Below are 13815 nucleotides of genomic sequence, written 5' to 3'. Positions count from 1 at the left end.
CGATTAGGTGGCTGGAAGAATACTAAGCGAACGGATCGCGCTTCTATAAAGACGTTATGGCAAGGATGGTTTAGGCTACAAACCATCCTTGAAGGGTATGAACTGGCTAAGTCTCTTGATTCACTAGACTTGTGATCAAGAGACAGGCCAATAGGCCGCCTTTTTTGTGTCACTTTTATTCAATACTGAAGGCGTTATACTAAAGCTAATGATGTTTTATTGTTCAGAGAGTTATGAAGCAAGAGTATGCACGTTTAGTCACGATGGCCGCTTGGACGGCAACCATTGTGGCCACGCTATTGTTAGTCGTAAAAGTCGGTGCTTGGTGGGTGACGGGGTCAGTGAGTTTACTGGCGTCTTTAATCGACTCAATGCTGGATATTGCCGCGTCACTGGTTAATTTAATCGTGGTGCGTTACGCCTTGCAGCCAGCCGACAGAGAACACACCTTTGGTCATGGTAAAGCGGAGTCTCTCGCTGCACTGGCACAAGCGATGTTTATTTCTGGTTCTGCTGTGTTTCTGATTCTTAACGGTATCGAGCGATTCTTTAGGCCGCATGAACTTCAGTCACCAGAATATGGTGTCTATGTCAGTTTGTTTGCCATCGTGGTGACCTTTGGTTTAGTGACATTCCAAAAGCATGTGGTGAAACGTACCGGCAGTCAGGCAATAGCTGCAGACTCGCTGCACTATCAATCTGACTTGTATATGAACGCTGCCATTATGCTCGCCTTGGGTCTGAGTTGGTTTGGCATCACTCAAGCTGACTCGGTATTCGCGGTAGGCATTGGCGTATATATTCTTTATAGCGCTTTCAAAATGGTGCAAGAAGCGACGCAAACTCTGCTGGACCGTAAATTGCCAGATGAAGAGCTTAAAGCGATTCGTGAGACTTGCGTAAAAGTGGAAGGGGTATTGGGTGTACACCAATTGCGAACTCGTATGTCCGGTCCAACTCGCTTTATCCAGCTGCATTTAGAATTGGAAGATAATATGCGCTTGCTAGAGGCGCATCGAATCTCTGATGAAGTAGAAGCAAAATTACTTGAGCTTTTCCCTCATTCAGATGTATTAATCCACCAAGATCCTTATTCTGTGGTGTTGGGTGCAGAGAAAGCGCAGAAGTCTCAAGATTGGTAAGAGGGCACACAGACAAACCGCAACTTATTGACTATCTTTTCAGCGTTACGACTTTTAACTGTGATCCTGATATGTATCAATTAAGTGAAATAGCAAAGCTGTAATACTCTTACATAAGTAGAAAAGTTACATAATTTCGTGCAAATAAAAGTAGTATTCCTGATTAGGAAAGGTAACATATTGCACAGTTAAAGGAATTAAGTCAGTGACTGTCAATGAAAGTGGCTGACGTAAAAATTGAAATAAGATTCCCAAAAATCGAGGGTGAGCATGATTAAGAAGATCGGTGTCTTGACTAGTGGCGGTGACGCACCAGGTATGAACGCAGCAGTTCGTGGCGTGGTACGTACAGCACTATCTGAAGGTTTAGAAGTTTACGGTGTGTTTGATGGCTACTTAGGTCTTTACGAAGATCGCATCGAAAAGCTAGATCGTTCAAGCGTTTCTGACGTGATCAACAAGGGTGGTACATTCTTAGGCTCTGCACGTTTCCCTGAATTCAAAGAAGTGGAAGTACGTCAGAAAGCGATCGAAAACCTACAAAAGCACGGCATTGAAGCGCTAGTGGTTGTTGGTGGTGACGGTTCTTACATGGGTGCTAAGAAACTGACAGAAATGGGTTACCCTTGTATCGGTCTACCAGGCACTATCGATAACGATATCGCAGGTACGGATTACACTATCGGCTACCTAACAGCACTTAACACTGTTATTGATGCGATTGACCGCCTACGTGATACTTCTTCTTCGCACCAGCGTATCTCTATCGTTGAGATCATGGGCCGCCACTGTGGTGACCTAACGCTAATGTCTGCAATTGCAGGTGGTTGTGAATACATCATCACTCCAGAAACGGGTCTAGACAAAGAAAAGCTTATCAGCAACATCCAAGATGGTATTGCGAAAGGTAAGAAGCACGCGATCATTGCTCTAACTGAGCTTATGATGGATGCAAATGAACTAGCAAAAGAGATTGAAACGGCAACAGGTCGTGAAACTCGTGCAACGGTTCTTGGTCACATCCAACGTGGTGGTCGTCCTACGGCGTTTGACCGCGTTCTAGCATCACGCATGGGTAACTTCGCAGTTCATCTACTAATGGACGGCCAAGGTGGTCGTTGTGTTGGTATTCAGAAAGAGCAGCTAGTACACCACGATATTATCGACGCGATTGAAAACATGAAGCGTCCAGTTCGTGAAGACCTATTCAAGGTAGCGGAAGAGCTATTCTAAGCAAGCTTGCTTATTGTTTTAAATAGAAAGCCAGTTGGGAAACCAACTGGCTTTTTTCGTTTTACTTGAGGTAATTACTGATACTAGTTAACCAGCATGGTTGAGAGAACATAACCAACCGTCGTTGCGCTAATCACGCCAATAAAACCCGGTAGCAAGAAGCTGTGGTTGAGTACGTACTTACCAATCTGAGTTGTACCAGAGCGGTCAAAGGTAATCGCCGCTAAGTCACTTGGGTAGAACGGGAAGAAGAAGTAGGCATAACACGCAGGCAGCACACCAATCAGTACTGGTGCAGGAATCCCCATCGCAAAGCCGAGCGGTAGCATAATGGTTAACACCGCAGCTTGGCTTTTCAGGAACACTGACACCACGAACATCGCAATGGCAAAGGTCCAAGGGTGTGCCGCGACGATATCACTAACTAAGCTAATCAGATACGGCTTGTGGAAGCCAATGATGGTGTCACTCATCCAAGCGATACCAAAGATGATGATCACTGCGGTCATACCGGCGATAAACACATTGCTGTGGACGATCTTCTTCGGCTCAACCTTGGTCGTTAATAGAATCAGCGCGCCGACAGAGAGCATCAAGAACTGAATGGCTACCGACATTTTCACGCCGTCTGGCAGTAGACCTAAATCTTTACCAAACATCGCGACAAAAATAACCGTCGCAATACCCGCAAGGAAGATAGTTAACCCTTTCTTCGCCATGCCTTCATGAGCTTGGTCATCTTCATCATCACTGGTGGCATCAACAAGTTGTGCTTTGAACTCAGGATCTTGGCAGCGCTCAATAAACGCAGGGTCTTGGTGGAGTTCTTTACCGCGTTTCAAGCTCCATAGACAGCCAACGAGTACGCCAATTAAGGTCGCAGGAATAGTCACTAGCAGTACGTTGACCAGTCCAATGTCTAAGCTGTTATCTGCCGCGGTCGCCATGACGACGGCAGCAGCAGCGGCGATTGGGCTAGCGGTAATACCCATTTGCGAGGCAACCGTTGCCATCGCCATTGGGCGCTCTGGTCTAATCCCTTTCTTATAAGCGACGTCGTAAATAACAGGCAGCAGTGGGTAAACCGAGTGACCGGTACCAACAAGTACGGTTAAAGAGTAGGTACACAGTGGGCCAAGGAAGACAATTTGACTAGGGTGTTTACGTAATAAACGTTCGGCAAATTTAACCAATAGCTTAAGGCCGCCAGTGGCTTCTAAGGTTGCCGATGCAGCGACCACCGCAAGGATAATCAACATCACGCTGATTGGTGGCGAGCCTGGTGCGATACCAAAAACAAAAGTGAGGACCGAAACGCCTAGGCCCCCGAGTAGACCAAAAGCAATACCTCCGTGGCGGATACCGATAAATATCACCGTCAGAAGCAGGAGCATATGCACGTAAAACATAACTAAACCCTACAATGGTAATGAAACTATCTGTACATTACCCAAAAGTGGTAGGGGTTAATGTGAGGCTTAGTGCTTATATCGTGACAAGCTTTTGTTTTCGAACGCTTCTTTGTTTTTCATCAAGATGCGGCGCTGTATCGATAGATTTGTTTCGATTTCGCCGCAATGATCATGGTTTTGGACGAGAGACTTTGCGGCTGTGGAATTTTTGGTGAACACCACGGCGCAACGCTTTGATTCTATTTTCTGCTCTATCTACCCCAAGCAGGACACTTAATACCAGCAGAGTGATGACAACAGATTGTTGTAAGTAGCCGAGTCCGATCATCATACCGAGTGCAGCCAATACCCAGATAACGGCAGCAGAAGTCACGCCATGGATCTTACCATCTAAGGTCATCATGACACCGGCACCTAAGAACCCAACACCGGTAATGATCTGGCCGAGCACACGCGCTTGATCTAGGGTATTTGGTGAAAGAGAGACCGCCATCGACATAAAGAAATAGGTGCCAGAGATGATCAAAATTGAGGTTCTGATACCAACAGGTTTACCACGAGTCTGACGCTCGACACCGACCAAAATGCCATTGATTGCGCAGCAAAGTAGAGCAGCCCAGCTAAAAGGGCCAAGGTCGAGAAGTTGTTCGATAGTTGGTTGCATAATGACCTCCAAAACGTCGGAGTATGCAGATAATAGACCTGTCTATCGAACAAAAGATTTTTGTCTTGATGATAAAAGCGCGCGATCAGCAACCGTTGGTGGTTAAGGTATAATTTGGTGGTGCGGTTGATGTCGCTTCATCGTATTGAAGAAAGCAGTTTAATCCCGCTTGGCGACGGCTGGCGGGCATATAAAGAATAATGCCATCGTTTGGATTGGTATTGCTGAAATACCAGTCCGCACCGTCATCACCCCATGTCGCATCATCGATATTGGCATCAATGATTTGCGCCCACGCACCAGCGTTATCTGCACTGGCATAACCAAAAGCAATATCGACGTTATCACCTTCAATGTTGACCGATGCACTGGCAGCGGTATCTAACCCTTGTACCGATGAGATACCAATCAATTGATCGTTGGCTCCCTGCATCGCTCCTTGCAGGCCGTTTAGCGCCGAGATACGAGCATCGCTCTGTAGGTCAACCAACCTTGGCATAGCGGTAACGGCAAGAATCGCCAGTATGACAATGATGATAACGAGTTCAATTAAGGTAAAGCCTTTCGGTTTCATAGTTACTCTAAATGTAGATCGAGTGGTGTTTTACTGGCTCTTCCGCCAATTTCACGGGTTAATTTTGGCACTAGGTAGCCGGAGACTTTTTCCATCACACTCGCCATGATTGTTTTGGCTTGCTGATCTGAAATAAAGAAGTGCGCCGCACCTTGAACTTTATCAAGCACATGCATGTAATAAGGCAGTACGCCCGCATCAAACAGCGCTTGGCTCAAAGCAACTTGATCATCAACGCTATCATTGACGCCTTTAAGTATAACTCCCTGATTTAGAAGAGTAACACCCGCGCGCTTTAGCGTCGTTAAGCTGTCTCGCAATTCTTGATTAATCTCTTGTGCGTGGTTGATATGAGTGACCAGAATTGTTTGCAGACGGGTGCTTTCCAGTAGATGAGCCAATGCCGGAGTAATACGAGCTGGAATCACCACTGGCAGCCGTGAGTGAATGCGCAGTCGTTTGATATGTGGGATATCGGCGATGTGATTGACTAGCCAAGTCAGTTCTTCATCTTTAGCCATAAGCGGGTCGCCGCCGGAAAGGATGACTTCATCGATCTCTGGGTGTTGCTGAATATAGTCTAAACTTTGCTGCCAGACTGATTTCGAGCCTTTGTTCTCGTCATAGGGGAAGTGACGTCGAAAGCAATAGCGACAGTTGATCGCGCAGCCGCCCTTAACGATCATCAAGGCGCGGTTATGGTATTTATGCAATAGCCCCGGCACCGCATTGTTCTGTTCTTCTAGTGGATCGGTCGAGTAGCCAGAGTGAATCTCAAACTCTTCGCTCAGCGGTAGGACTTGGCGTAAAAGCGGATCGAAAGGATTGCCTTTTTCCATTCTATCGACAAAACTTTGCGGCACACGCTGCGCAAAAAGCTTACGAGCGTCAAACCCGTTTTGCCAAGGAGAAGGATCAATTTCGAGCTCCTCAAGCAATTTTGCGGGATCAGAGATCCCATTCGCTAGCTGTTTGAGCCAGTTTTGCTCAACAGAAACAAGTTTTCGGGTTATGATGTGCGGCATTGAATTTAGCTCTAAGAATGTAAGAGGAAAAAATGGCTACTGTTAGCACCAATGAATTTAAAGGCGGTCTAAAACTAATGCTTGATAACGAGCCTTGCGTTATCTTGGAAAACGAATACGTTAAGCCGGGTAAAGGCCAAGCATTCAACCGCGTAAAAATTCGTAAACTTCTTTCTGGTAAAGTGCTAGAGAAAACCTTTAAGTCTGGTGAAACTTGTGAAGTTGCAGACGTAATGGATACTGACCTAGATTATCTATATAACGACGGCGAATTCTACCACTTTATGAACAATGAAACGTTCGAGCAAATCGCAGCAGACGTAAAAGCTGTTGGTGAAAATGCTAAGTGGTTGGTTGAAAACAACACTTGTATGCTAACGCTTTGGAACGGCAACCCAATCGTTGTTACTCCGCCAAACTTCGTTGAGCTAGAAGTAACAGACACTGATCCTGGCCTAAAAGGTGACACTCAGGGTACGGGTGGTAAACCAGCAACGCTTTCAACTGGTGCAGTTGTGCGTGTTCCTCTATTCATCTCTATTGGCGAAGTGATCAAAGTTGATACTCGTACTGGTGAATACGTAGGTCGTGTAAAATAAGCTCGATTTATGTCAAGTTTTAGAAAAAGGTCACTTCGGTGGCCTTTTTTTGTTTTTCACCACCCCCTTTGATGTGCCACAATTTTAGTTTGGCCATAGGTAACTACACTACTACACATGAAACAGTCTCTTAGAATCTGGCTTGATGCCGCTCGCCCAAAAACTTTGCCATTGGCATTGGTCTCTATCTTAACTGGTAGTGTGTTGGCGTACTCTACTCATCAGTTTTCTCCCGTAGTTGCACTATTGGCATTCCTTACGGCGACCTTACTACAGATATTATCCAACCTTGCCAATGACTATGGCGATGCGGTTAAAGGCACCGATAACGAAAACCGCTTGGGCCCTGTCCGCGCAATTCAATCAGGCGCTGTGACGCAACAAGATATGAAACGTGCGATGGTGATTAATATCGTGCTGACCATGGCTTCGGGCTTAGTCTTGGTGATGTATGCTTTGGAAAGCTTGCAGAGTATTTTGGCCTTTATTGGTTTAGGCGTGTTGGCGATCATTGCTGCGATCGCTTATACCGTCGGTAATAAACCTTACGGTTATGTCGGCTTGGGTGATATTTCCGTGTTTATCTTCTTTGGCTTGCTCGGTGTGGCTGGAACTTATTTCCTTCATACGGGTATTGTCGCGCCACAATTGATTCTTCCCGCTGTTGGCTGTGGCTTGCTCGCGGTGGCAGTGCTCAATATCAACAATATGCGCGATATCGAAAACGATGAAGTGTGTGGCAAAAGAACCGTTGCGGTCCGCTTAGGGCAAAGACGAGCGAAACAGTATCACTTTGCTTTGTTGTCTGGTGCGGTTCTCGCATTTGCGGCTTACTTGATTCATCAGCCAACGCCGTTATGGATTAGCTTACCGTTTTTACTTAGCCTGTTGGTGACTTATAAGCACGGTAAGGCAGTGTGGCTAGCGGATAAACCAGCTCAGATTGCACCAATGATGCCCGTAATTGTTAAGTGCTCAATGGTGACAAATTTACTATTTGCGGGTGTGGTTATTGCTCAAACTCTAGTGAGTTAAGTGATGCATGTCATTGCATTGACTTAATGACCCTTTATACTCGATTAAGAAACCAACGGTATGGGAAGGAATACTATGGAATACAATACTTCTGCTTTGTGTGACATTTACTTAGAGCAAGTCGATGTTGTTGAGCCTATGTTCAGCAATTTTGGCGGCAGTGCATCCTTTGCGGGCCAAATCACCACCGTTAAGTGTTTCGAAGACAATGGACTGGTTCGTGAACTGCTAGAGCAAGATGGCTTAGGTCGAGTACTGCTGATTGATGGTGGCGGTTCCTTACGTCGTGCATTGATTGATGCTGAATTGGCGTCACTTGCTGAAGAGAACGAGTGGGAAGGTATTGTCGTTTATGGCTGTGTGCGCGAAGTCGACGAGCTAGAAGATATGAGTATCGGTATTCAAGCACTGGCATCGATTCCGGTTGGAGCAACAGCCCAAGGTGTTGGCGAAGTTGATATTCCGGTTAACTTTGGTGGTGTTACCTTCCTACCAGAAGATTACCTCTATGCCGATAATACAGGTGTGATTCTCTCTCAAGAGCCATTGGATATTGAGCTCGAAATCGAAGATGACGCAGAAGATGCTGCTTAATTAAAGCACTTCCGTATTACGAAGAGGTTGCTGGTGGTTTAAACGCCTAGCAACCTCTTTTTAGTTTGAGCTAGACGCCAGTTCAGCCAAGTATTTCTGACGCAATCTTAGTGCGTAAAGGTAGCCCATTACCCCACCCATAATATTGCCGCAAGCAATACCAATAAACAGCCCCTCAATATCATACAGCTGGCTGCCGAACCAAGCGCAAGGCAGGGTAAATAAGAACAATCGCATAAAGCTCCATTGGAATGCCTTGAGTGGTTCATGCAGGGCATTTAACCCAGAGACCAACATCATCATTACCCCTTGAAAGCCATAACTGAATGGCACCACCAGTAGGTAATGCCACAGCAGATCTTTCACCGCTTGCTCTTGAGAGAATAACGCCGCCAAAGGAATACTCAGCGGTACCATCATGATGAAAATACCCAGCTGAAATACCATGGAAAATCTCATGCTAATAAACAGCCCAGAAAAGCTGCGGCCGGGGTTATTTGCGCCCATATTCTGGGCAATAAAAGGTGTTAGCGCTGAGGTGAGTGACATCAAAACCAATATCAAAATTGATTCAACTCGCTGCGCAGCACCATAAGCAGCGACCGCGGCGGTGCCATGCGCAGACAGCATTACCATGAGCAGTGCGCCAGAAATAGGAGTGAGCGCGTTGGATAGTGCGGCTGGCGTGCCAATCTTTAAAATCTGTCGCCAATCAGAAATGAGGGTGGTTAAGCAGGGTAGCGCAATTAATTTTTCGCGCTTAGCCAAGACATAAAGTGAACCACATAATGCGCCCAACCAGCTAAACGCACTGGCGATTGCCGCGCCTTGAATCCCTAGCTCAGGAAAAGGGCCATAACCGAAGATGAGTAGTGGGTCGAGCATGCCGTTGATCATACCGGCAAGCATCATGATTTTGGCTGGTGTCTTAGTATCTCCTGTCGCGCGAATAGCCGCGTTGCCCGCCATCGGGATCACCAACAGAGGAATGGTGAGATACCAAATATCCATATATTGGTGAATGAGCGGCAATAGCGCACGATCGGCACCAAGTAATAAAAACAGTGGTTCAATGGTTGCTAAACCGAGCATGGATGCGAGCGCGACTAAAGAGACCGCCAATACGAGGCCATGAGTGGAAAAGCGAGCTGCGTCTTGGGCGTGACCTTGACCAAGCAATCGACCAATATTGGTTGAGAGCCCCATACCAATACCCATGGTAATACAGTTCACCGCGAAGGTGACGGGGAAGGTATAGCTGATCGCTGCCAATGCTTCGGTGCCGAGCAGGGAAATAAAGAAGGTATCCACTAGGTTAAACATCAAAATGGCCACCATGCCGAAGGTCATCGGGACGGTCATTTGACGTAGTACGGTAGGGATGGAGCCAGTTAAGAGGCCATGCTTATCCTGCATCGGGAACAACTAAGTTAGTAACAGAACGAGTAGGATACTTGATTGAAGTGACAGACACAAAAAAGGCCAGCCGAAGCTGACCTTAATCTGTCGTATTTTTCGATTAGTTGAAGTTGTAGCTAGGCGACTAGCGAACGAAGCCCCTGAGCATAGGTTTCCTATGTGATGGGGTGAGTGAGAGCAGTCAACAACGCTACAACGATAACTAAGATGAAAAAATTAAGCTTTTGCTTTAGCTGCTGCTTTAGCAATAGCTGCAAAGCCTTGAGCGTTAAGAGCTGCGCCGCCAACTAGAGCACCGTCGATGTCTGGTTGTGCAAAGTAAGCTTCAGCGTTTTCTGGCTTAACAGAACCGCCGTATTGGATGATTACTTGCTCAGCAACTGCTGCGTCTTTTTCAGCGATCATTGCGCGGATAGAAGCGTGGATGCGCTGTGCGTCTTCAGCTGTTGCTGCTTTACCAGTACCGATAGCCCAGATTGGTTCGTAAGCGATGATTGCGCCGTTAAGAGCTTCAACACCGTAAGCGTCGATAACTGCGTTGATTTGACGTGCACATACTGCTTCAGTTTCGCCAGCTTCGTTTTGAGCTTCTGATTCACCGATACAGAAAACAGGCTTAAGACCGTTCTCTTGTAGGAACTTGAATTTCTTAGCAACGAACTCGTCTGATTCGTTGTGGTATTCACGACGCTCAGAGTGACCGATGATGATGTGAGTAGCACCGAAGTCTTTCAGCATCTCTGGAGACATGTCGCCAGTGAATGCACCGCTGTTGTTTAGGTCAGTGTTCTGTGCACCTAGGATGATCTTGTTACCGCCTTCAGCGATTAGACGCTCAGCAAGGTCGATGTAAAGTGCAGGTGGAGCTACTGCTACGTCAACACCTTCAACGCCTTCAAGTTCTGCATTAAGACCAGTTAGCAGCTCAGTTACCATTGCTTTGCTACCGTTAAGTTTCCAGTTACCCATCACTACAGGACGACGCATAGGAATATCTCCGTATTTAATCAGTTAATGTAAAAAATCTTCGTAAGAATATAACAGATAAAATTGACCAGATCATGATTACCGTCATGTCTTATCGGGATATCATCGATTGGTTGGAGCAGTCAGCCCACAGATATCTCTTTATTATGTGGTATATCAGTGATCCATTGAACAAATTGGCGGAAACCGTCTCGGAATTCAGTATAGAAGTTGTTAATAGTGGGGGTTCATTTTTCCTTTCTTATGAAATTCACTTACATCTGAGGATGACTATGCCGAACCTAGTAATGGAATACTCCAACTCTGTTGATGAGCGCGTTAATGTACAAGGGCTGTTAGAAGACTTACATCAAGTGACACTTCAATGTGGCTTGTTTGATGTTGGATCCGTAAAATCGCGTGCATTGCGCTGTCATAACTGGTTGATCGGTGATGAGGGCGATAGTGTCGATTTTGTTCATATTAGCTTTGAATTACTTGCAGGGCGCAGTGATGAACAAAAGCGCGACCTGTCGCGTCAATTGATGGATGTGCTACAACAACAAGCCAGTCATGTGCGTAGCCTGACGGTCAACATACGTGATATGGATACAGAATGTTTTCAGAAGGTGATCAATTAACTTGAATACACCGGCTGCTTTTTTATTTGGTAATAAAATTTAGGTAATGAAGGATGTCGATTAAAGAATTGCTATTTTCGTTTCAAGGTCGAATCGGACGTAAAGTCTATTGGATTTGGAATGCGGTTTACTACTTGTTGATTGTGGGTTTTGCAATGGGAATGAATGTACTGTTCCCGTCGCTGGCGCACTTGATTCTGCCTGTGTTCCTGATTGTTGTCCTGATCCCTGATTTAGCGATTACCGCCAAACGATGGCATGACCGTGGCAAATCAAGCTGGTGGTTATTGCTCAATATCCCGTTAGTGATTGGCCGAATGACAGTGCCAGTTGGCGATCCTGGTATCGCGACAGATACAACAATGCTTCAAGCGGTTAGCTCTTTTGCTGCGCTAATCTGTGGCGCTTGGATTTTGATTGAGTGTGGCTTCCTAAAAGGTACTAGTGGCGACAACCAATACGGACCAGAACCAAAGTAGAAAGTGGAAAAGGGGTTCGTCTTTGTAGAAATTAGCCGTCATTCCATAGAGTGACGCTGGAGCGAGTAGGGAATCTCGTTGAGTTTCCAGTTTGCTTTGAGAGATCCTGAATTTACTCGTGCCTTGCTCTCGGGAATGACAGCTTGGCCATTAAAACAAAAAAAGGGTTGGCACCAGTGCCAACCCTTAATTATTTCGAGCTTGTCGTTATTTGCGCAGAAACACTTGTTCGACTTTATGACTCTGACCTTTCTTTAAAATCAGGTGAGCCCTGCCTTTGGTTGGCAGAATGTTGGCATCTAGGTTTACACCGTTGATCGATTGCCAAATGCTGTGCGCCTTTTCGATCGCTTTCGGTACAGTTAAGCGCGTGTAGTGACTAAAGTAAGAGCCTGGTTTGGTAAAAGCACCCTTGCGAAAGTTGAGGAATCGCTCGACATACCATTGCTCAATGACATTACTCTCTGCATCGACATAAAGAGAAAAATCCAAAAAGTCAGAGACGAAAACACGGTGCGGGTCGTGTGGATAGTCCATACCACTTTGCAGCACGTTCAAGCCTTCAATAATCAACACATCCGGTCTATTGACCACTTTGACTTCATCGGTGATGTCGTAAGTGATGTGTGAATAAACCGGTACTTCCAGATTTGGCTTCGCGGCTTTAACGTCTGAGACAAACTGCACTAAACGCTTAATATCATAAGATTCAGGGAAACCTTTACGGTGCATGATGCCGCGTTCATCGAGGACTTTCTTTGGATACAAGAAACCGTCAGTCGTCACTAATTCCACTTTAGGGTGGTTTTCCCAACGAGACAGCAGGGCTTTCAGTAAACGAGCTGTGGTGCTTTTGCCTACCGCAACACTACCAGCGATACCGATAATAAACGGAGGCGCACTCTCTTGGTTACCAAGAAAGTTGTTTAATACCGTGTTTCGGTTTTGTCTTGCCGCAATGTAGAGGTTGAGTAAACGCGATAGCGGCAGGTAAATTTCTTCTACCTCATCCATGGTCAGGCTTTCATTGACGCCTTGCAGCTCGACCAGATCGGTCTCGGATAATGTCATTGGTACTGAATTGCGTAATTCAGCCCATTGTTGACGATTAAAAGAGAGATACGGGGTCATAGTCATCCTAACTTGGTTTTACGATAGAGTAGCGAAAATACAACAACCAACAAATATTGCAAATGACGGATACGACATTAGGCGCTTTTATAAATAGAATTGCGTGAATTTTCAGCAAACAAGCAGAAACTTTGTAAAAACAGAATTTTTTTTAAATTTGCTATTGCAAGGTAGAAAATCATTCAATAGAATGCGCACCACTTATGCCGACTTAGCTCAGTAGGTAGAGCAACTGACTTGTAATCAGTAGGTCACCAGTTCGATTCCGGTAGTCGGCACCATTTCTCCGCTTATCTCTTTTTAGAGAACGAGAGACTTGGAGTAAAAATTTGGAGGGGTTCCCGAGTGGCCAAAGGGATCAGACTGTAAATCTGCTGGCACTGCCTTCGATGGTTCGAATCCGTCCCCCTCCACCATATTCTTAAGGAAATAGCTCACAGAGTTACGTGTTGCGGGCATCGTATAATGGCTATTACCTCAGCCTTCCAAGCTGATGATGCGGGTTCGATTCCCGCTGCCCGCTCCACTCAATAGTGATGCTGATATAGCTCAGGCGGTAGAGCGCATCCTTGGTAAGGATGAGGTCCCCAGTTCGACTCTGGGTATCAGCACCAGCTCTCAAGCACACTTTTCCTTTTGATACTTTCTTTCGACTAAACTACGTTTAGTGATTGAAGGTAACTATATCACCAATACTTTTTTGGTTGCGTGGTCATCAAAGCCACCTAAATCCGTACCTAGAGGGACAACTCATGTCTAAAGAAAAATTTGAACGTACTAAACCGCACGTTAACGTTGGTACTATCGGCCACGTTGACCACGGTAAAACAACTCTAACTGCTGCTATCTGTACTACACTTGCAAAAGTGTACGGCGGTGTTGCGAAAGACTTCGCATCTAT

At 45.9% G+C, this 13815-nt stretch carries 15 protein-coding genes and 4 tRNA genes; 12 read left to right on the top strand and 7 right to left on the bottom strand.

What is annotated here, in order from left to right; all coding sequences use genetic code 11:
* The first annotated feature begins 233 nt into the window (after positions 1 to 233).
* Positions 234 to 1142 carry a CDF family cation-efflux transporter FieF gene (gene fieF, locus ELS82_RS22135; protein ID WP_134837380.1) on the top strand — a complete coding sequence of 303 codons (909 nt, stop codon included), beginning with the start codon at positions 234 to 236 and terminating at the stop codon, positions 1140 to 1142.
* 270 nt (positions 1143 to 1412) lie between these two features.
* Positions 1413 to 2375 carry a 6-phosphofructokinase gene (gene pfkA / locus ELS82_RS22130; RefSeq protein ID WP_134837379.1) on the top strand — a complete coding sequence of 321 codons (963 nt, stop codon included), beginning with the start codon at positions 1413 to 1415 and terminating at the stop codon, positions 2373 to 2375.
* A gap of 83 nt (positions 2376 to 2458) precedes the next feature.
* Here the strand turns inward: pfkA and ELS82_RS22125 are convergent, their stop codons facing one another.
* The 4 genes from ELS82_RS22125 to epmB all read right to left on the bottom strand — a co-directional run bounded on the left by ELS82_RS22125 (position 2459) and on the right by epmB (position 6050).
* Positions 2459 to 3784 (bottom strand): anaerobic C4-dicarboxylate transporter, encoded by a 1326-nt coding sequence (locus tag ELS82_RS22125; protein WP_134837378.1) that lies wholly within the window; start codon positions 3782 to 3784, stop codon positions 2459 to 2461.
* A gap of 172 nt (positions 3785 to 3956) precedes the next feature.
* Positions 3957 to 4451 (bottom strand): MgtC/SapB family protein, encoded by a 495-nt coding sequence (locus tag ELS82_RS22120; protein ID WP_053441402.1) that lies wholly within the window; start codon positions 4449 to 4451, stop codon positions 3957 to 3959.
* An 85-nt stretch (positions 4452 to 4536) separates the two neighbouring features.
* Complete coding sequence (locus ELS82_RS22115) at positions 4537 to 5025, bottom strand: prepilin-type N-terminal cleavage/methylation domain-containing protein (RefSeq protein ID WP_134837377.1); 489 nt, start codon at positions 5023 to 5025, stop codon at positions 4537 to 4539.
* A 2-nt stretch (positions 5026 to 5027) separates the two neighbouring features.
* A complete protein-coding gene (epmB, locus tag ELS82_RS22110; RefSeq protein ID WP_134837376.1) occupies positions 5028 to 6050 on the bottom strand; it encodes an EF-P beta-lysylation protein EpmB in 1023 nt (340 codons plus the stop codon).
* Positions 6051 to 6082: 32 nt separating this feature from the next.
* Here epmB and efp point away from each other — a divergent pair, with 32 nt between their 5' ends.
* From efp to rraA, 3 genes are all read left to right on the top strand, one after another.
* Positions 6083 to 6649, top strand: a complete 567-nt coding sequence (gene efp, locus ELS82_RS22105) for an elongation factor P (RefSeq protein WP_004415903.1) — start codon at positions 6083 to 6085, stop codon at positions 6647 to 6649.
* Between the two features lie 117 nt (positions 6650 to 6766).
* A complete protein-coding gene (locus ELS82_RS22100) occupies positions 6767 to 7684 on the top strand; it encodes a 1,4-dihydroxy-2-naphthoate polyprenyltransferase (protein WP_134837375.1) in 918 nt (305 codons plus the stop codon).
* 75 nt (positions 7685 to 7759) lie between these two features.
* Entirely contained in the window at positions 7760 to 8278 is a 519-nt protein-coding gene (rraA, locus tag ELS82_RS22095) for a ribonuclease E activity regulator RraA (protein WP_134837374.1), read from the top strand.
* Between the two features lie 60 nt (positions 8279 to 8338).
* Here the strand turns inward: rraA and ELS82_RS22090 are convergent, their stop codons facing one another.
* Positions 8339 to 9694, bottom strand: a complete 1356-nt coding sequence (locus ELS82_RS22090; protein WP_208733243.1) for an MATE family efflux transporter — start codon at positions 9692 to 9694, stop codon at positions 8339 to 8341.
* Positions 9695 to 9913: 219 nt separating this feature from the next.
* The gene (tpiA, locus tag ELS82_RS22085) at positions 9914 to 10684 is read right to left on the bottom strand and encodes a triose-phosphate isomerase (RefSeq protein ID WP_134837373.1); all 771 of its coding nucleotides are present in this window, start codon (positions 10682 to 10684) and stop codon (positions 9914 to 9916) included.
* Between the two features lie 272 nt (positions 10685 to 10956).
* Here tpiA and ELS82_RS22080 point away from each other — a divergent pair, with 272 nt between their 5' ends.
* Together ELS82_RS22080 and ELS82_RS22075 are read left to right on the top strand one after the other, a co-directional pair.
* On the top strand, positions 10957 to 11304 hold the full coding sequence (locus tag ELS82_RS22080) for a 5-carboxymethyl-2-hydroxymuconate Delta-isomerase (protein WP_134837372.1): 348 nt from the start codon (positions 10957 to 10959) through the stop codon (positions 11302 to 11304).
* 53 nt (positions 11305 to 11357) lie between these two features.
* On the top strand, positions 11358 to 11783 hold the full coding sequence (locus tag ELS82_RS22075) for a DUF805 domain-containing protein (protein WP_134837371.1): 426 nt from the start codon (positions 11358 to 11360) through the stop codon (positions 11781 to 11783).
* A gap of 207 nt (positions 11784 to 11990) precedes the next feature.
* Here ELS82_RS22075 and coaA read toward each other — a convergent pair whose 3' ends face one another.
* Entirely contained in the window at positions 11991 to 12914 is a 924-nt protein-coding gene (gene coaA / locus ELS82_RS22070; RefSeq protein WP_134837370.1) for a type I pantothenate kinase, read from the bottom strand.
* Between the two features lie 205 nt (positions 12915 to 13119).
* Between coaA and ELS82_RS22065 the strand changes: the two genes are divergently transcribed.
* The 5 genes from ELS82_RS22065 to ELS82_RS22045 form a co-directional block, all read left to right on the top strand.
* Positions 13120 to 13195: transfer RNA gene (locus ELS82_RS22065), tRNA-Thr, on the top strand.
* Positions 13196 to 13245: 50 nt separating this feature from the next.
* Positions 13246 to 13330 (top strand) — tRNA-Tyr (locus ELS82_RS22060).
* Between the two features lie 35 nt (positions 13331 to 13365).
* Positions 13366 to 13440, top strand: a tRNA-Gly gene (locus tag ELS82_RS22055).
* 12 nt (positions 13441 to 13452) lie between these two features.
* A tRNA-Thr gene (locus tag ELS82_RS22050) sits at positions 13453 to 13528 on the top strand.
* 138 nt (positions 13529 to 13666) lie between these two features.
* On the top strand, positions 13667 to 13815 hold a 149-nt coding region (locus tag ELS82_RS22045), incomplete at its 3' end, for a GTP-binding protein (protein ID WP_238382785.1).

The organism is Vibrio ouci (genome assembly GCF_004551525.1).
In the GTDB taxonomy this organism is placed as follows: domain Bacteria; phylum Pseudomonadota; class Gammaproteobacteria; order Enterobacterales; family Vibrionaceae; genus Vibrio; species Vibrio ouci.
This window is presented reverse-complemented; position numbering and strand designations above follow the sequence as displayed.

Bases quoted from the DNA above. Each gene is read 5' to 3' on its own strand.
- fieF (WP_134837380.1), top strand. From the start codon at position 234: ATGAAGCAAGAGTATGCACGTTTAGTCACGATGGCCGCTTGGACGGCA.
- pfkA (WP_134837379.1), top strand. From the start codon at position 1,413: ATGATTAAGAAGATCGGTGTCTTGACTAGTGGCGGTGACGCACCAGGT.
- ELS82_RS22125 (WP_134837378.1), bottom strand. From the start codon at position 3,784: ATGTTTTACGTGCATATGCTCCTGCTTCTGACGGTGATATTTATCGGT.
- ELS82_RS22120 (WP_053441402.1), bottom strand. From the start codon at position 4,451: ATGCAACCAACTATCGAACAACTTCTCGACCTTGGCCCTTTTAGCTGG.
- ELS82_RS22115 (WP_134837377.1), bottom strand. From the start codon at position 5,025: ATGAAACCGAAAGGCTTTACCTTAATTGAACTCGTTATCATCATTGTC.
- epmB (WP_134837376.1), bottom strand. From the start codon at position 6,050: ATGCCGCACATCATAACCCGAAAACTTGTTTCTGTTGAGCAAAACTGG.
- efp (WP_004415903.1), top strand. From the start codon at position 6,083: ATGGCTACTGTTAGCACCAATGAATTTAAAGGCGGTCTAAAACTAATG.
- ELS82_RS22100 (WP_134837375.1), top strand. From the start codon at position 6,767: ATGAAACAGTCTCTTAGAATCTGGCTTGATGCCGCTCGCCCAAAAACT.
- rraA (WP_134837374.1), top strand. From the start codon at position 7,760: ATGGAATACAATACTTCTGCTTTGTGTGACATTTACTTAGAGCAAGTC.
- ELS82_RS22090 (WP_208733243.1), bottom strand. From the start codon at position 9,694: ATGCAGGATAAGCATGGCCTCTTAACTGGCTCCATCCCTACCGTACTA.
- tpiA (WP_134837373.1), bottom strand. From the start codon at position 10,684: ATGCGTCGTCCTGTAGTGATGGGTAACTGGAAACTTAACGGTAGCAAA.
- ELS82_RS22080 (WP_134837372.1), top strand. From the start codon at position 10,957: ATGCCGAACCTAGTAATGGAATACTCCAACTCTGTTGATGAGCGCGTT.
- ELS82_RS22075 (WP_134837371.1), top strand. From the start codon at position 11,358: ATGTCGATTAAAGAATTGCTATTTTCGTTTCAAGGTCGAATCGGACGT.
- coaA (WP_134837370.1), bottom strand. From the start codon at position 12,914: ATGACCCCGTATCTCTCTTTTAATCGTCAACAATGGGCTGAATTACGC.